Source organism: Pseudoalteromonas sp. 2CM39R, assembly GCF_023161845.1.
In genome coordinates this window covers 417948-435378 of sequence record NZ_JALNTM010000001.1, presented here as the reverse complement: position 1 = coordinate 435378, position 17431 = coordinate 417948, and the positions used below count along the sequence as shown (strand labels likewise).

14 protein-coding genes are annotated in these 17431 nt (G+C 34.6%); 7 read left to right on the top strand and 7 right to left on the bottom strand.

The annotated features are described in order from the left end of the window. Positions 1-56: 56 nt before the first annotated feature. Positions 57-413 (bottom strand): hypothetical protein, encoded by a 357-nt coding sequence (locus MTF66_RS01950; RefSeq protein ID WP_248526161.1) that lies wholly within the window; start codon positions 411-413, stop codon positions 57-59. A gap of 89 nt (positions 414-502) precedes the next feature. On the opposite strand from MTF66_RS01950, the gene MTF66_RS01945 reads away from it, so the two are divergent. Next, on the top strand, positions 503-718 hold the full coding sequence (locus tag MTF66_RS01945; protein WP_248526160.1) for a hypothetical protein: 216 nt from the start codon (positions 503-505) through the stop codon (positions 716-718). 29 nt (positions 719-747) lie between these two features. On the opposite strand, the gene MTF66_RS01940 is transcribed toward MTF66_RS01945, so the two are convergent. Then, a complete protein-coding gene (locus MTF66_RS01940; RefSeq protein ID WP_248526159.1) occupies positions 748-1269 on the bottom strand; it encodes a hypothetical protein in 522 nt (173 codons plus the stop codon). Positions 1270-1450: 181 nt separating this feature from the next. On the opposite strand from MTF66_RS01940, the gene MTF66_RS01935 reads away from it, so the two are divergent. The 3 genes from MTF66_RS01935 (at position 1451) to MTF66_RS01925 (ending at position 4803) form a co-directional block, all read left to right on the top strand. Further along, a complete protein-coding gene (locus MTF66_RS01935; RefSeq protein WP_248526158.1) occupies positions 1451-1603 on the top strand; it encodes a hypothetical protein in 153 nt (50 codons plus the stop codon). A gap of 12 nt (positions 1604-1615) precedes the next feature. Continuing rightward, positions 1616-2686: an AAA family ATPase gene (locus tag MTF66_RS01930; protein WP_248526157.1), complete on the top strand. Its 1071-nt coding sequence runs from the start codon at positions 1616-1618 to the stop codon at positions 2684-2686. Positions 2687-2769: 83 nt separating this feature from the next. Next, positions 2770-4803, top strand: a complete 2034-nt coding sequence (locus tag MTF66_RS01925) for a DNA phosphorothioation-associated putative methyltransferase (RefSeq protein WP_248526156.1) — start codon at positions 2770-2772, stop codon at positions 4801-4803. On the opposite strand, the gene MTF66_RS01920 is transcribed toward MTF66_RS01925, so the two are convergent. Genes MTF66_RS01920 through MTF66_RS01900 form a run of 5 tightly spaced genes read right to left on the bottom strand, consistent with a single transcriptional unit; the run spans position 4804 to position 11997 of the window. Then, complete coding sequence (locus tag MTF66_RS01920) at positions 4804-7140, bottom strand: DUF262 domain-containing HNH endonuclease family protein (protein ID WP_248526155.1); 2337 nt, start codon at positions 7138-7140, stop codon at positions 4804-4806. Between the two features lie 23 nt (positions 7141-7163). After that, positions 7164-8081: a phospholipase D-like domain-containing protein gene (locus tag MTF66_RS01915; RefSeq protein ID WP_248526154.1), complete on the bottom strand. Its 918-nt coding sequence runs from the start codon at positions 8079-8081 to the stop codon at positions 7164-7166. Continuing rightward, on the bottom strand, positions 8074-8475 hold the full coding sequence (locus MTF66_RS01910) for a hypothetical protein (RefSeq protein WP_248526153.1): 402 nt from the start codon (positions 8473-8475) through the stop codon (positions 8074-8076). The genes MTF66_RS01915 and MTF66_RS01910 overlap by 8 nt, the downstream gene beginning before the upstream one ends. A 52-nt stretch (positions 8476-8527) precedes the next feature. Continuing rightward, on the bottom strand, positions 8528-10333 hold the full coding sequence (locus MTF66_RS01905; protein WP_248526152.1) for an ATP-binding protein: 1806 nt from the start codon (positions 10331-10333) through the stop codon (positions 8528-8530). Positions 10334-10344: 11 nt separating this feature from the next. Next, positions 10345-11997 carry a DEAD/DEAH box helicase gene (locus MTF66_RS01900; protein WP_248526151.1) on the bottom strand — a complete coding sequence of 551 codons (1653 nt, stop codon included), beginning with the start codon at positions 11995-11997 and terminating at the stop codon, positions 10345-10347. Between the two features lie 224 nt (positions 11998-12221). On the opposite strand from MTF66_RS01900, the gene MTF66_RS01895 reads away from it, so the two are divergent. From MTF66_RS01895 to MTF66_RS01885, 3 genes are read left to right on the top strand one after another with little or no spacing between them, the layout of a single operon-like run. Continuing rightward, positions 12222-13157 carry a DUF4007 family protein gene (locus MTF66_RS01895; protein WP_248526150.1) on the top strand — a complete coding sequence of 312 codons (936 nt, stop codon included), beginning with the start codon at positions 12222-12224 and terminating at the stop codon, positions 13155-13157. Next, on the top strand, positions 13150-16539 hold the full coding sequence (locus tag MTF66_RS01890; RefSeq protein ID WP_248526149.1) for a hypothetical protein: 3390 nt from the start codon (positions 13150-13152) through the stop codon (positions 16537-16539). Before MTF66_RS01895 ends, MTF66_RS01890 begins: the two co-directional genes overlap by 8 nt. Beyond that, positions 16532-17428: a phosphoadenosine phosphosulfate reductase family protein gene (locus tag MTF66_RS01885; RefSeq protein WP_175078180.1), complete on the top strand. Its 897-nt coding sequence runs from the start codon at positions 16532-16534 to the stop codon at positions 17426-17428. Before MTF66_RS01890 ends, MTF66_RS01885 begins: the two co-directional genes overlap by 8 nt. The last annotated feature ends 3 nt before the right edge of the window (positions 17429-17431 follow it).

Genomic DNA, 17431 nt, shown 5'->3' with positions numbered 1-17431 from the left:
ATTACATCCGTGTAATTTGGTTGTAATTACTCCCTATGTGTTAGCTAGGGAGGTATTTATTCAATGCTATCTTTTCTTAAGCGATCTTCAAACAATATCTTTTCAGAAATAGATTGCAGACCCCTTTGAATATCTGTCGGAATGAAACCTAAATTAAGAGCACTAGAGATTGCTAAATCTGAATTTTTAAACTCCCTCAATTGAGCAATATTGCCCAAATAGCTTTCTAATAACTCAGGTTTTGCCTGCCTATTTAAGTTTTTACGAAAGGTTTCTACAAACTTACGCTCTTCTTCTGTGTCGTCATCTTCAAACCTTTCACAATACACTCTCTTAGCTACTTCAGTGATACTCAACCCAAGCTTATTTATTATAAATTTTATTTCTTTTTGTAATTCTTCGTATTTTTCCATTTTTTGTCCCAAATTGTCCCAGAGTGCTCCGTAAGATGAACTTGCTCTCTAAGCGAAGAGCTATTTTTAAACTTAAAAAGGATATACTCATGAAAAACATGACTCAAAGTGCCGCTGCACGAATTCAATCAGCTGAAGCAAAAGCAAACAATGGTTTAGTTGAACAGGGAAGCTTTGCCGCAAGAGCTCAACGTGCAGCAGCAAACAACCAGCAATCATCACGCCCAGCACCACCAAATGGACCTAGTAAAACAGGTAACCCATCAGGCCCAGGCAGAGGTAATAATCCCCCAAAATCTAAGTAAATTTTAGAGCGATAGCGGCATGAATGCCGCTATTTACATTGCTGATAATTTTTCCAAAATACTTTCTGAAACTTACTAGCTTTGGAGCTTAACTCAGCCTCTGGCACTTCTTTCATTGTTTGATCTAAAGCACAAATGCAGTTTTTAGCTAAATACTTCCTTTCATAACGGCTTAAGCTTGTACCAGGGTCTGAACAAAAACTAACTATCTCAACAATAGCTCCCGTTGAATAACGGCTTGGCTCAAGTAGCTCTTTATCAAGCTTATATGCACCTACAGCACCAATAAACAAAGCAAACTTTGCTGTAAAAAATGGCTTCTTAAACCTTTGATACGTATGACCTGCAAATGAATTTTCGCATTTGTGACATTTAATATGATTTCCGTACTCTAAAGTATTTTCTTCTTCACAGTCAGGGCAAACAATATTGAGTGGGCGTGTACTAGAAACAGCATTAGATGTATTTTTATCAGCTTCCATTGCTTTCTTATTTTTTAAAATCCATCTGTATAGATTATTGATACTAAATAAATTAATCAATAAAAACATTCGGTTTTACGCGTTTATTATTCTTTTATAGTTGCTTGCCACCGTAAGTCGGGCTTTAGCCCGTTCCTTGATCCAATTTCGGGTGTGAACACGGGGGTAAATCGGCAGTACCCTCCATAGCTAAATTTGTCGATGTACAAAGAGTTATGTATATTAATTTTAACTTAGCTGAGAAATTAAAATGACAGAGCAAAATCCAAAGGGTGTTTGGCTTACCAGCAAAGAAGCGATGAAGCACCTTAAAATAAGTGCATGTGAATTAATGCACAGCCGTGAGCGAGGTTTGCTTAAGTTTGAAAAACGCGGTCGCGCTTATTTTTATTTATTAAAATAATAGGGTTACAGAATGACTTTGAAAGAGCTTATGAACGCTTTTTATAAAACAGAGATTCAGGATGCATTACACAAACTAGGGGAACCGAAAACAGGTAAAAAGGAAGACTTAGTTAATCACATTATAAAAGATGAAACTCCAGAGCATGTTTTAAATGCATTTACTTATAAGGACTTAAAATCGGTTTGTAGCATGTATAAAACAGGTACTCAGGGAAAAAAGGCTGATTTAGTTAATAACTTATTAGATTTATTAAATAATAAAACAGAGGTGGAAAAGAAATTCAGCTCCAATATGCCAATAGAAAAACTCAACTCAATGATTGGTCTAGAATCTGTAAAAAAACATATCAATAAAATTGATGCATTTCTAAAAGTTCAAAAAGCTAGAAAAGACATTGGATTTCAAGAAGTCAAAATAAGTAAACATATGGTATTTACTGGTAACCCAGGCACAGGAAAAACAACTGTTGCCAAAATTGTTGCTGATATACTCAAAGAGTTTGGCTTTCTATCTAAAGGTGACATATTAGAAGTAACTCGTTCTGATTTTATAGGGCAATACCTTGGAGAATCAGAGAAAAAAACTGCCGAAATTTTTAAAAAAGCGGAAGGATCTATCTTATTTGTTGATGAGGCATATTCTATTTTTCAAGGGGGAGGTGATGAGTTCGGGAAGGCAATCTTACCTGCATTTCTAACTAACTTAGAAAGCTATAGAGATGATATGGTAGTTATTATAGCAGGTTATAAAGCTGAAATGGATAAATTTTTAGATAGTGACCCCGGCTTAAGATCGAGATTTTCTGAATATATTCACTTTGATGATTTTAATTCTGAGGAATTAATTGAGATCTTCAAAAAATTAACTGAAGAAAATGATTATCAACTATCACAACCACTTGAATCATCAATTATGACATATATAGAACAAGAGAGATGCAAAGCTAATTTTTCAAATGCTCGATTTGTTCGTAACTCTATTGAAAAGCTAATTCAAAACCATGCTTTAAGAATTTCTAGCAACCTAGATAAATGTTCTGAGCAGGAGCTAAAAACTTTAGAGGTTAAAGATCTAAGTTAGTTATTTTAACTCCAAATTTTCACTCTAATACCTAACCTTTTAAAAGGCAATTAGAGAAAAGCCCTTAAAAAAGCAGAAGCGATATGAATTCAGAGCAATTTAAAGAGTTAGTTAAAAAAGTTAAAGTCGCCAAAAAACTGCCAGATGCAATATATTTTCATAAAGATGCATTCGAACACGCACCTCAAGAAATCGTAAAGTTCATAAAGATTGTTGCCCAAGCTTTAAAGATTGCTGAAGCTGATTACGACTTAGTAAAGCTTTTTAAAAATGATTTTAGACTATCCCTTTTAAGTTACCCTGATTTTTATACTGAATCGTATCCACAACTGAATCAAAGTGTAACGGTAGACCTTGCTAAGCTAACTCATAAAGTTACAAGCTACGAAAACACAGACAACCCGCCTATTCTTCATAGAAAAGAAACCATGATCCCACCAGATAATAATCACTACACTTTATTCTGTGATATCACAGCTGAGGGGGAACAAGCGGGACTTTATGAAAACAGCCGAATGATTGGTTTCAAAAGCTCATGGGAAAGGCTAATTGCCAAAAAAGGCTATGAGCTAGTCGATGGTAGGCTTTTTAGACTCTCAGCAGTTGCAAAAACTGACGAAGATAAATCTATCGACAGACATTTAACTGCAATAGTTAGACATGAACTATCAGCTCCTCTAAAGACATTAGCAAAGCATGGTTTTTTAGCTGGTGAGCTTTCTGTATTTGATTACGGGTGTGGGCGTGGTGATGACCTCAGAGAACTCGAAGCACATGGTTTAGATGCGTTAGGTTGGGATCCTAATTACCGCCCTGATGCAGACAAAGTCAATTCTGACATTGTTAACATCGGCTTCGTTATTAACGTTATTGAAGATAGAGATGAAAGAATCGAGGCATTAATAGGTGCTTGGGAGCTTACCGATAAGCTTTTGGTTGTGTCAGCAATGCTGGGAAATGAATCACTAATCAGTCAATTTCAGCCATACAAAGATGGCATTATTACGAGCCGAAATACGTTTCAAAAATATTATACTCAAGCTGAGCTAAAAGCCTTTATAGAGATGAGCGTAGACGAAAATGCTATAGCTGTTTCACCGGGTATTTATTACATATTCAAAGATAAAAAGCTTGAACAGCAGTTTTTACAAAATCGACACAAGCGTACATATAAGTGGCAACACTTAACAGCACCAGAGCCTGTAAATGAAGACCAAGCACGTATCTTGTTTACACAACACCACTCACTCTTTGAGTCATTTTGGCTAACTTGCTTAACTTTAGGGCGCTGCCCAGCAAATGATGAATTTGATAAAAGTGATAAGTTAAAGGAAGTAATAGGCTCAAATAAAAAAGCATTACAATTAGCTTTAAAATGGTTTGATAAAGAAGAGCTTAAAACTGCTGAAACAATGCGTAAAGAAGACTTGTTACTTTATTTTGCTTTAGCAATGTTTGAAAAAAGGAAACCTTACACCCAACAGCCAGAAGATTTAAAGCGAGACATAAAAGCTTTTTTTGACACTTACAAAATTGCTCAAACTCAAGCTACCGAACTTTTGTTTCAAATTTCTGATAGTGAATTAATTCAAGAGCTTTGTATCGAAGCCAATAAACTATTACCAGCAAGCAAAATTGACTTTGAGAATGACGAACCTCACGCACTAACCTTTCACAAAGACTTTATTGATTTATTACCGCTTGTATTACGTATCTACGTTGGCGCAGCCTTACAAATGTACGGTGAGCTTGATGACATACAACTTATAAAAATTCATATGCATTCAGGTAAGGTGACACTGCTCGGTTATGAAGGGTTTTATGACTCGCCTCTGCCCCAGCTTAAAGAGCGCGTAAAAATAAAAATGGCAGAGCAAGATGTAGATTTCTTTGATTATGTCATTAAAGAAAAGCGCCCGCTGCTTCTCAATAAAATTGACTATATTGATGATACTTTTGACGATTATAAAAAACAAAAGGCGTTTAATAAACGCCTTATGCTAGATTTAACAAAAGTAGATGGGCTGAATATATCTAGGCTTCAACTTGAAGCTTTCTTGCATGAAAGAAATGTAAAAATTAATAAATATAAACTAATTAAATTACAACCTAGCTAATTACTTTAGCCACTGAATCACATTATCCCAAACTAATCCATAAATATTCTCAGATCTTTTGTTAACAAAGTCGTTAGTCCAATCATCAGCTTTAGAGGCAGCTTCCACATGTGACATATATTTTGAACCTATCGCAATAGATTCTGTAGAAAAGGATAATTCTATCGACTTAGCTTTCGCTAAATCTATTAGTTCATTCCTTTTCTCCTCAGTTTTACAGCACAAAAGTGTCAAAATTAACTTTTTCTCTTCCCATGTTCTGTTTCCTAATGAGCTATTTATATACTGAGGAAGTAAAAGAAGATTACCAATAACATGCTCACTACTAATCTCTGATAAGCAATCAGCCCAACCTTTCGGCTTTGACTGAGGATATATATGCTCTATTGTTTTAAAATATTCCCATTTTTCTAAGTTAAAATTAGGAGCCGAACCTGAAACTCCCTTTTCAACAAGTCCATTATGTTTACTTGAACATACAACATCATCACTCGCAATAAGAAGCATAAAACGTGTCAAAGCTTTATTATTTTTAAACGTTTGAATGTTTTTCGCTCTAGAAATATAAGTATCTCGGCAAATAGGTACCTTAAATTTATCATTGAGCTTAAAATATAAAGCTTGTTGTAAATCTTTTACACTTGGTAATTCAACAATACCTCTATTCATCGAAAAACATATGGGTTTACATATCAAAGTCCCATCCTGGGTATGACCATTTTTCATCAAGTCTCTATAAGCATTATCAATACCATCTGTACCGTGCCTTGTAGATCTCCATAGAACAAAAAATGCAGTTACAGCCTGAACAACACTGACAAATTTATTGAAGTCTTCCTCTGTCTTATTTGAGGAATTATACTCGGAAAAATACCTTACAAAAATTCCTAAAGTGATACTGTGGTTAGCATCTCGCAACATCGCTAAACATAGCTCTAAAGCTTTACTTTTAAACCCATTGAAACACTCTAAATTAGGAGAATCTTGTTTTTTTTCTGGCCAACATTGCTTTAAAAAAATAGAGGTTTCATACATACTTTTTACAAAGTATTGTTTGCTCATGACACAATCTAGACTATCAAAAGCTTTGTTTAGAAATCGTCGTTGATCTGACAAGTGCTTAGATAGAGAATCACCTTCTAAAGCTAGCCTAAATGGTTTCAGCAGTCTAGTTGTTGCATTCTGCTTGTCTTCTGCTTTTTTATATTTATCTAAAGTTTCATCAATATAATTAATGAAAGCTCTTTCTTGCGAACTTTCATAAGCTTTAACTCCGACTAAGTCAATAACTTTGGGCTTAAATGTTTCAAATGCAGTTAGTGGCTCGCCTGTAGTATTTAAAGCCTCAAACATATCAAAAGCATAAGTTTCGTTGGTAGCAACCACACTTGTAACAGCAACTCTATCTAGGAAAAAATTAACTAAAATAAATAAACGAATGATCTTATGAAACTTGCTTATTTCACCCTCAGCAATATCTTCAAGTGATACTATTAAGTTTTTTGGTATTATTTTATCTAAAAGGCGAATTTGTATTTCATCATTAGAAAGAATGTCATCTATTGGAGGAAAACGATAGGTGTCATCGCCTCCTTTATTTATTATCAAATCTATTTTTTTACTTAGTGATTTAACATTATCAATAATTCTTTCATGTTTAGGTAAATTCTCATCTGAAATATTTTTTGATAATTCATAAATAAAAACTTCCTTCGGTTTGAGCTGCTGTTCTGAGTGGATATAAGTTAGAAAACCAAATAAATAACTGGCAATTGGAGAATCATATTGTGCTGTCTCAGAGTCTGTTGACCATTGATCTGCATAAGATCTAGTTACTTTAGGGTAATAACGATACTTTTCATCACTAGAGAAGCGATCAATTTCCAAAACTTGCCTTAAGCGATTTAAGACTGGATTTACAGTATTTTGTATCCAAGAATTAAGCTCCTTGGAAGCTGAACTTATTTCATACTGCAATTCAACAAGCTTTTGGTAAAAACATGTAGCAAGTAAAGAAAGGGTTGTGAGTCTTTGCTGACCGTCAATAACAGACATAACTTCTGATGGTAACTCACCGTGTATATACGGTTTTATAGTTTTATGGTCTGTATCCAAAATCGAAATTATAGTGCCAATAAAAGTAATAGCATCTTCATGCTCATACAAAGAACATACACCGCCACAAATATCTTCAAATAGTCTAGCTATGTTGTTTTCATCCCATGAGTACTCCCTCTGATATGCTGGTATATAAAATCCTACCGTTCCTTTTGACAGAAATAATTCGAATACACTTTTTGGATCAGCTGTAAAAACTTTATCTAACTGGCTGGCCATATTCTTCCTTTACTAATTTAAAATTATAAAACTCTCAAAACTTCACTTCTTCTACCTGGCACATAAACCACGATCTCATCACTCGCATAAAGTTTGAGATAGGAATATAAGTTAGCCTGTAGGTTTTTTATTTCTTGGCGATACGGAGCTGGATCATCTGCAAGCTCATCGTGTAATAAACTTGATATTTTCCCAAAACCTAAATCACGTTCTGATTCATTTTCATTAACTAGGGCTTTTATCCATCTATATGCTTTCGTTTGCTTAAATAGGCTACTTGCTAAAGCGAAATCTTCTTTAGCATTTTCAATTTGGGCGAATGGAAGTGAAGGATTTAATTCATATTCATATGCTTTATACCCAGGTTGGGTCAACGGGAAATCTGATACAAATAAACTGCTCGGTTGAGATAGTATATCTAAAGGCCAGGTGGCTGGTACACCGACCATATCTAAGCCTTCAAATCTATCAAGAAAAAGTTCCATTCGTTCTAAGGCTAAAGATGTAATAGGGACAGCAGCACTTACTATATTTTCAATAAAACGATTAGACTCGATACACCCGACCACTTTAGTACATGCTTCATAATTACTTTCTGAAACGATTGATAGACCTTTACCTGTCAGATTAGCACTGCCATTAAAAATTAAATCATCATCTATTTGGTAAATTTTCGCATGTAAATTTGATAGGGCTTTGACAGTGTAACCTTCACTCAGAGCAGTCTTTATAGTCTCTAGATCGCTTGCACCAGTTAAAAAGTCACTTGGGGTTAATCTACCAACTAAGATTGCTGAGGGTTGGTTAGTCACTACTAAATTATTTAACCATTCAAAACCAACTTTAGAAATAAATGCAGATACAACAACTACTTTTTTACAAGAAGGCAGAACTAGTTCCAAGTCTGATTTTAATTTATCCCCTGAAAATAAATTACTCAAAGTGCATACTCATCAATTTCTCTTCCAAATACTCGCCCCATCGTCTACAAAACTTCCGATCCAGTTGCTGAACTTTACTATTAGTTGTATCAATACTCATTTGACAGATGCTAGAAATAAAAAAATCAAATAGAGCTTTTTGCTCATCAGATAAGCGGATGTAGATCAACTCATAAAGTGGGTGAGTCGAGTTTATTTCTATTAATAAATTATTATTAAAAAAACTAAAATCAAAAGCATCAGGTGACTTAATATTAGCAACCCTTATAGTTAAATTAGCATCATCAGGGAAAACTAAGCCTTGCGGTTTTTCAATTTTTAACTCACCTTTCGAGTTATCAACTACTTTGTTTCTTTTTAAAAAATAGCCAGCGGCATCAAATAGTGTTTTCATATTCCACACTCTATCTTTGGCTAACAGTTAATTACTGTTAGCCTCAACGATATTAAAGGTCTAATTCTTCGAACATCTCTTCAATAACTTCACCCCAATCATTGCGAGCTCTTTCTAGTTGCCGACGTTTATTTTCATTAGTTGTTGAATCTTCCATCAATGCCCAAGCACCAAGTAATACCTTGAATATCATCTTGTCTTTATCTGACATTTGACTTAAAAACTTGATGTATAACTCATGCTCAGGGTTGATTATGAGTACAGCAATACCTTGTAGATTTTCTACTTCGAAAAAGGATTGATTAGAAGTCTTACTGTACTGAACACTTATTCTAGATTGTAAATCTTCCATTTTTTTTGTGGTCAGCTTTGCATTCGCTTCATCATAGCCAAAATCATCGACTAACTTTTTCTCTAACTTTTTATAGTCTGGGTCTGCAGAAAGCGTGTTACCAGGATTTATTTCATCACGCTTATTCATTACTGTGTTTACTAGAATACTTACTTTATCATCTTCATCTAATTCAGAAGTTACAGCTCCCACTTTAGTCGTTGGTAAAAGCTTAGCTTTTTTACGAGCATTAGAGACGACTTTCTTTAATTTGGTAGATATTTCAAAGAGAACGGCTCTTTCTTCATCTCCATTATCCCTCAAATATTTTATTATTAGATCATCTTTTTCAATTGGCTCTTTTTCGTCAAAATCCATTTTATCAGCATCAAGCTCTTTTAGATTATGAGCATGTTGCTTATTATTTGTGACACCTAACACCTCATCAAGAGAAGGTGGGATATCAATTTCAACCCCCATAAATCGCGCTTTATACGGGTCATCTTTTAGAAAGAACTCATTAGTTATAAGTTCTATTTCACGGTCTGCTCGCATGACCGATATTCCAAAATTTCTCAAACAGTCTTTACCATACTCAGTTTTACCTGCTTGATTTTCACTACCTAAATTTAGAATTCTTGTAATCATCTCAGGTCGAGCAACTGAACTCTTTAAGTGTATAGTATGCTGAGCTCCTTGAAACTCTACATCGAAAGGGAAAGATTCTAGTTGTTCAAAAAAGGTAGGAGCTTCATCAGGGTGCAATCCTGGTAATTCAGGCAAAGCTGAGTCAGCAGTTAAATACAGAGGATCATTTGCTTTAATGAAGCCAGTTTTAGTCTCACGTTCTAAAGCCTGCATTTTATTACCACCAAAAGTATCAAATACTTTAAATTGAACCGAGCATTGACCTTTCGAAATGAATCTGCGATACATTCTACCGATCTCATATTGAGATTTTGCAAATAAAGTAGCAGAGCGTTTCCATTTCAATTTATCTAGGTTGGACCATAACACAAACGTGCCAGAATCAGGCATTTTGCCGTCAAACATTGAATCTAAATACTTTTCGGGCATTTGAGCTAACGTTGGTTCAGGTAATTCACTATAATCACCATCGATAATTTCTTGAACATCTAGATATGTATAATAAATTTCTTGTTTATTTTTCCAGCTCCAGACTTGTATTCTCTTACATTGGGAAACAGATGCATTTGGTAAGCCCATACCGAACTTACCCATACCTTTAGTATCATCGTTTAATAGGTTTCCATCTTTATCTTTATCTCTTCCTGACTCTCCAAAGCCTAATGCTGATGCTAATAGGCTTTTAGACATTCCTATACCATTATCAACTATCGCTATTTCTTCGATAGTTCTCTTTTTATTTTCAAAGATTAATATTTCAACTTTATCTGCACCTGCCTGTATAGAGTTATCAGCTAACTCAGCAATAGCGTAGGCAGTATCTTTATATCCATTTGAGCGTGCCGAAATAATATATTGTTTAGGGTTTACTAAAGACATTGTTTAATCCTTTAATTCTTTTCATTTTCAAGCTCTGTCCACATTTCATTCCAATGTTTAAAAGCTAAATTAACGTTATTAAATTCTGATATCTCATCTAAGACTGTATAGATTCGAGCTGATTTAGGTGTTAAATCTGGATTTCCTCGTAATGCGCGACCTATCATCTGTAGATATAAAACCAAGGAATTTGTTGGGCGAGCGATTATAGCAACATTAGTTTCTGGTGCATCAAAGCCTGTAGTTAACATTTCACAATTCACTAAAACATCTAAATCGCCATTTTTATAATTATCTATAATTTGAGACTTCTCTTCAGAAGAAGTACTTTTGCTATCAACAGATTCAGCTTTAACTCCCATACAGCACAAAGAAAACGCAAGGTTTCTAGCATGTTCAATATCACAAGCGAATATAATAAGTTTAGATTTATTATTTTTAACTTCATGAATAGCTGTTTTCAAGATTACAGAGTTACGGTTAGTTGAGTTACTAAGCTTTTTCAATAACTCAGTCTCACTAATATTTATTTCATTAGAGTTTTCGTATAAATCAATATCATCATAATTCAACTCTATGAATTTAGGATCTGCGAGGTAGTTTTCTTTGATTAAGAACTCCATAGGTTGATAAGGAGCAACATCCATAGTAATTTTATTATTACCAAACAACTCAGCTAGAGCTTTGTTTTCAGGGTCAAGCTCTGGTTTATCATCTCTATAAACTCTTCCTGGCGTAGCAGTTAAGCCGACTAACTTTGCTTGCGGTGAGTATTCTAAAAAACGATTTAAGATTTCTTTGTATGTTGAGGCTAATGCCCTATGGGCCTCATCGAAAATTACTAAAGTAACTTTAGTATCAAACGAAGCAGTTTGATGTGGTAACATTGAATTGTAATAGGAAATAAGCTTTTGTAAGCCACCTACCACAAAGCCACTTTTTATACTTTCAAGAGAGAATTGGTTATTACCATAATATCGACCTTGGATAACTTCTCTGTTTCCTAACTTTCTCCATGCTTTGTTAAACTCTTCCGAAGCTTGCTCGCAAAGGATCTCTGAATTAGCCAGCCAAAGAACTAAAGCATCCTTTTTTGTCATTAAATGACGAGATGCGATATGCATTGCAGTCCTTGTTTTACCCGCACCAGTGGGCAAATGAATTATTGCTTTATTATTATTGCCAAACTCTATAGAGCTAAATACTTTATCAGATATCTCTACTTGATAAGGGTATAAACCATACTCTGGCTTAACAGAACAAAAGGCCTTATATTCTTCATTCTTTTTACTAAAATCAATTACATTTAAATCTAAAGATTTAAGGAAAGCAGCTAACCCTAATTGTGAATTGCAAAATTCTTTAATGCTAACATAATAACTGGCATCAATTTCTTCCACATCAAAGCCATTAATTCTAAAAATTAACTCTCTTAGGCTTTCTTTACTTAGTCTATCTATGAAGTACTCACGACTAGTTTTATCTAGGATCATACGGGCAGGGTTTGAGTTAACTATTGCTTGAACTAATAACTTCTGCTGGTTATTTTCATCGTAATACGATTTGTCTATGCTTAATGTACTCTCGAAAAATGACAGCGCATCTTTACCAGCGAGAAGTTTTAAAGCATTGATACTCAAACTACTAAGACACTTTTGAAACACATCTTCTCCTTAAGATTTAAAAGTATGTGATAAATTAACACGATTAAGCTCGTATTCATACTCGCCAAAAACTATAGCAAAAGTATTAGCCTAACAATATGTTGCAGATCAACCAAAAGCACTGTATAAAAAAACATGCTTTGAGATAAAGTTCTTTCGCTGTCAAAAAAATAAAGTTAACATTGCTCTTGGACATTTTCTCCAATCAAAGGTTTTAAATTAGCATGAAAGCGAAATTTACAGGGCACGACACCTTCCCTCTGCGCTATGGATGGTTATTCAAAGCAGTTAATCATTTGAATTCAAATGGTAATTTCTCAAGTTCCGACGAAGAAAGTATTCGTCATTCTATTGTTGAGCTTGGTGTTGGTAAGAATATGGTTAAAGCGATTCAGTATTGGGCTGAGTCGAGCGGCATTATAGAAAGCATTAGAAAAAATAATAAAACCCTTCATAATGTAACTGAAAGTAAAGGCCTTTACCTATTTGATAAGGGCGGTAAAGACCCTTATTTAGAGTTGCCTGGCTCTATATGGCTACTGCACTTTTGGTTAAACTTTAATGACGAACACTTAACAGCTTATCGCTACTTTTTTAATTACTCTAATGTTCAGCATTTTGAAAAATCAAAACTGATAGATGACTGTTATGAAGATGCTAAGCGCTTAGTCAAAAGCGAAATTGGTAACGTTACAACTATCAAAAAAGACATGGATTGTTTTTTAAATATGTATAGCAAAAAAGTTAAAACAACAACGAAAAAAGTCGATGAAGATCATTTCACCTCTCCTCTGGCTGAACTTAATTTAGTACAGGATAACGGCCGCTCTTTTTATGTTAGTAACTTAACTGAAAGGCCTGAACTACCTATTGAAATATTTGTTTATGCCCTGCTGGAGTTTTTTAAAGTAGAAACAACTGAATCTAAAGTGAGCACTATCGATTTTGATTCGTTACTGACTAAACCGTGTTCGCCTGGACGAATATTCAGGTTATCAGAATCAGGTTTAGGGCAAAAACTCGATGAAGCGCAAGAATACACTAATAAAAACATTTCATGGGTAGACTCTTTAGGACTTAGACAAGTAAACATCTCTGAATCAGAAAAGAATAATACTATTAATTACTTAAATGAATATTACGGCAAATACAATGTCTGAATCTCTTATTGCAATTAACCAACGATATAAAAGTTCCACTCGCATTGATGTTGATAGTGGTAATTTAAAACCTTTTATAGACGACTTTATTGTTCATGGTACAGCAATAAATGTACTCGATACTATTAGCCGTGAGTTCGAAGGTAGTACGCAAAGAGCGTATACAATTACCGGCCCATATGGTTCAGGTAAATCAACTGTAGCTTTGTTTTTATCATGCTTATTGTCGGTCGATTCAGAACAAAGGAATTACGCACTAGACAAATTAAATAGTTCTCAAAAAGTTATAACTGAATTTGATGATAGGTTTAAAATTACTAATGGCTGGAAGACCATTAAGCATGTTTGTGGCCTAGAGGCACCAGCAAATAGTATTTTAATAAGCTTATTGAAAGCGTTTAACGTTGAATTTGATGTACAAGATATACAAGCTCTTGATGATGACCAATGCTTAGCACAGATAAAGTCACTTCTACAAAAACAAACAGAAAGCGAAGACGGCGTGTTAATTTTACTCGATGAAATGGGTAAAGCTCTAGATTATCAATCACGTGCAAATAAAGACTTGCACTTATTTCAGTCACTTGCTGATATTGTTCAACAAGCTAAGCGTCCTGTATTACTGGTTGGCTTTTTACACCAAGCATTCTCTGATTACGCTAAAAATAAAGATGTAAAAACACAGCAAGAGTGGAGCAAAGTTCAAGGCCGTTACAGAGATTTAAGTTTTAATCCTTCTATTGATGAATCATTAGTGCTTGTTGGTGACTCAATTTTTAGAGCACCTAAAGTTGTTAATGCTCTCGAATCTAAATATGAAAGTTTAGTTGATATAGTAAGCTCTGTATTCACGAATCAAAACAAAAATGTTGATGCTTTAAGCAACACACTACCTTTAGATCCTATTGTTAGCTTATTACTAGGCCCTGTATCTCGTCGTCGCTTTTCACAAAATGAACGAAGTTTATTTGGCTTTTTAGCATCACACGAAAAATATGGTTTCAGAGAATTTTTAGAATCTGAATATAGTGAGCTTAATGAAGAGTTAAGCTTATATCGTCCTGAAATGTATTGGGACTATTTGCATCATAACTTACATCATTTAATTGTTACTTCTCAAGATAGCAAAGCGTGGCTAGAAGGCTGTGACGCAATTTATAGAGCCGAACAAAAAGGCGGTGAATTACACACTGCTATTACTAAACTAATTGCTTTACTTACTATTTTTGGTTTTCATCACCAGTTACACGCCAAACACGAGTTTATAAAAAAATATTTTGTTAGCCGCGGTTATGAAGCTGACGAAATAATGCAAGCTTTGAGTGATTTAGAAACCTGGACGGTTATAATTTACCGACAAAAACATGATGCTTTATTTGTGTTTCAAGGTAGTGATATTGACATAAATAATTTAATTCACGAACGTATTGAAGCAATAAGCTATGGTGTTGATTGGACAGAAATATGTGATATACCACAGAACATTTTAGCAACAGCTCATTACCACAAAACAGGAACTATGCGCTGGGCAACAACCAAGCTTATAAACAAATACGACGTTGCTCTTATTAAACCATTTGTGACCCCTCCAAAAACGGGGGAAGCTTTTGCTACGTTTATTTTATGTGTGAATGACGATATTGCTAAAGAACTTAAAGCGCATGAGAAGACAATGCCTTTTAGTATTGTTGGTAAGTTTAAAGACTTTTCAAATTTAAAAAATGCAGCTATTGAATTAATTGCTTTAAAACAAATACTCAAAGATGAAAAGAAAATATCTCATGACCTTATAGCTAAGAACGAACTTGAGAACAGAATTAAGTTTGCACAAGCAAACGTAGATCATGAGCTGCAATATGTTTATAAAAATGCTGACTGGTTTCATTGTGGTAAAAAATTACAAGCAGCACCTTTAACATCTATCGCTTCAAAAATTGCAAATGATTTGTTTAACAAGTCACCTGTCGTTATAAACGAATTAGTTAACCGCTCTAAGCCCTCGGGTAGTGCGAATAGCGCTATTCGTAAGTTAATGAACGCCATGTTTGAACAAGGCGATGAAAAAGATCTAGGTTTTGATGAAAAGGCATTTCCACCTGAAAAAGGCCTTTATCTTTCTTGTCTAAAAAGTAAAGGTTGGCACTGTGAAACATCAGAAGGCTTTTTATTTCCAGCTGAATGGAGTAAAGACTCTCAAAAAGCCAACCCTGAGATGTATGAGTTATTTAAAAGTGGCTTTAGCTTTATAAAAGAAAACTCAAAGAACAAACAAGTAACATTAGCTGAACTCTATGATTTTTGGATGCGTCCTCCTTTTGGTTTAACTGCAGGTTTATGCCGTATTTATGGTTTAGCTTTGTTAAAGTCTCTCGAAGGGCAAGTTGCTTTTTACGATTGGGATTCGACTAACCAGTTCATTTTTATTCCTGAACTTGATGAAGAGCTAGTAAACAAAATATACAAACATCCAAATGAAGCTGGGGTTCGTTATTTCGAGATATCTGAAATACAAAGTCACTTACTAGACAATTTAGCTCAGGCGACTCTAGGTGAAGCTAAAAATGACGCTGCTATTTTAAACATTGCTAAACATATTGTGGGGATAGTTCATAAGCTGCCTACATGGGTTAAAAAGACTAGTGGCGAAAGTTTTACTGGTGATAAAGGCAATGGTTTAACAAAGCAAGCTCGTGACTTTAGAAATAAAGTTATTGCAGCAAACGATCCTTACAAATTAATTTTAGATGATCTACCTGCTGTATTTGGGTTTAAGAAAGATGACCCTGCACTTGAAGACAAACTTGGAAATTATTTAAAAACTGCTATTGAAGATTTAAGTGCTCAGCACGATATTTTGCTAAGTGGTTTTAAGCAAATAATAGTTCAAATGTTAGGTGAAGATTTTAATCAAATCCTAAAAGAGCGTTGTGATTTTGTTGAAAAGATTGCTAAGCGACCAAATGTAAAAGAGCTTGCAAAGCGTATTTCACAGCACATTGATGGTAAAACAAAATTTGAATTTATTATTAATTTAGCCACAGGTACACCAGAACGAAATTGGACCGATAAGCATTTACGTAATGGCCTTGATGAATTACAAAATTTATGTGTTCAGTTTAGAAGAATTGAGTCATTTGGAAATATTCAAACTCAAGGAAATTCTAAGCCATTAGCATTTATTACCACCGATAGTGAAGGTAATCATCAAGAATTTGGTGGATTTATTAAGTACAATTTAGATCAAGATAAAGACGTAACTGCTGCTGTTGATAATATTCAAACTACAATTGCTAATATGTCGAAAGAGAAACAGCTTGCAGCATTAACGAGTTTGTTAACTAACTTGATGGAACAGAGTGAGTCAGAGGTAGCTGATGACTGAAAAAGTTAAACACGTACTAGGGCTTTCTGGCGGCAAAGATAGCAGTGCTTTGGCGCTGTTTGTAAAGGAAACATACCCTGAATTAGATGTAGAATACTTTTTTACAGATACAGGGTATGAATTGCCTGAAACCAATGAATTTATAGACCAACTAGAAGAGAAGTTAGGTTATATACATAGGTTAAATGCTCGTTCATTAAATAATATTGAAGGACGTGGTGAAAAAGATTTTGCCCACTTATTAAAAGAGCATGGTAACTACTTACCTTCACAAAGAGACCGCTGGTGTACCGTCCAAATGAAACTAAAACCATTTGAACAATGGTTAGATGGTTTCATCAAAGATGGATACAAAATAAAGAATTATGTGGGTATTCGTGCTGATGAACCTGAACGTACGGGTTACATGACTATAGAGAAGCCTATCGAGTCAGTATTCCCATTTAGAGAGCATGGCATTGTTCGTAGTGATATCGAAAATATATTACAACGTAATGGTTTAGAACTACCTGAATATTACAAGTGGCGCTCTCGCTCAGGATGTACTTTTTGTTTTTATCAAAGGAAAATTGAATGGGTTAAGCTAATGGAAAAGCACCCTGACCTTTTTGAAGAAGCAAAAGCATTTGAAAAAGGTGATGATGAAAATACGACTGTTGGGGAACGCTTTTATTGGATGGGTCAAGGCCAGCCTTTAGAGACTCTAGAAGATCCCGCTGTTCAAAAGCGTATTATCGAAAATCATGAGAAAAAAGTAGCTCGTTTCAACAAAAAGAAACGCCGAAATGCTCTGCTAGGTGATTTTGAAGGTTATTGTGAGTTTAATGAACTTGATGATATTTATGACGAAGCCGAAGGCGGTGGTGCCTGTGTAACTTGTTATAAATAAAGG

What these genes read in the sequence shown, in the direction of transcription:
- MTF66_RS01950 (WP_248526161.1), bottom strand. Translation starts at nt 413, where the DNA reads ATGGAAAAATACGAAGAATTACAAAAAGAAATAAAATTTATAATAAAT.
- MTF66_RS01945 (WP_248526160.1), top strand. Translation starts at nt 503, where the DNA reads ATGAAAAACATGACTCAAAGTGCCGCTGCACGAATTCAATCAGCTGAA.
- MTF66_RS01940 (WP_248526159.1), bottom strand. Translation starts at nt 1,269, where the DNA reads ATGTTTTTATTGATTAATTTATTTAGTATCAATAATCTATACAGATGG.
- MTF66_RS01935 (WP_248526158.1), top strand. Translation starts at nt 1,451, where the DNA reads ATGACAGAGCAAAATCCAAAGGGTGTTTGGCTTACCAGCAAAGAAGCG.
- MTF66_RS01930 (WP_248526157.1), top strand. Translation starts at nt 1,616, where the DNA reads ATGACTTTGAAAGAGCTTATGAACGCTTTTTATAAAACAGAGATTCAG.
- MTF66_RS01925 (WP_248526156.1), top strand. Translation starts at nt 2,770, where the DNA reads ATGAATTCAGAGCAATTTAAAGAGTTAGTTAAAAAAGTTAAAGTCGCC.
- MTF66_RS01920 (WP_248526155.1), bottom strand. Translation starts at nt 7,140, where the DNA reads ATGGCCAGCCAGTTAGATAAAGTTTTTACAGCTGATCCAAAAAGTGTA.
- MTF66_RS01910 (WP_248526153.1), bottom strand. Translation starts at nt 8,475, where the DNA reads ATGAAAACACTATTTGATGCCGCTGGCTATTTTTTAAAAAGAAACAAA.
- MTF66_RS01905 (WP_248526152.1), bottom strand. Translation starts at nt 10,333, where the DNA reads ATGTCTTTAGTAAACCCTAAACAATATATTATTTCGGCACGCTCAAAT.
- MTF66_RS01895 (WP_248526150.1), top strand. Translation starts at nt 12,222, where the DNA reads ATGAAAGCGAAATTTACAGGGCACGACACCTTCCCTCTGCGCTATGGA.
- MTF66_RS01890 (WP_248526149.1), top strand. Translation starts at nt 13,150, where the DNA reads ATGTCTGAATCTCTTATTGCAATTAACCAACGATATAAAAGTTCCACT.
- MTF66_RS01885 (WP_175078180.1), top strand. Translation starts at nt 16,532, where the DNA reads ATGACTGAAAAAGTTAAACACGTACTAGGGCTTTCTGGCGGCAAAGAT.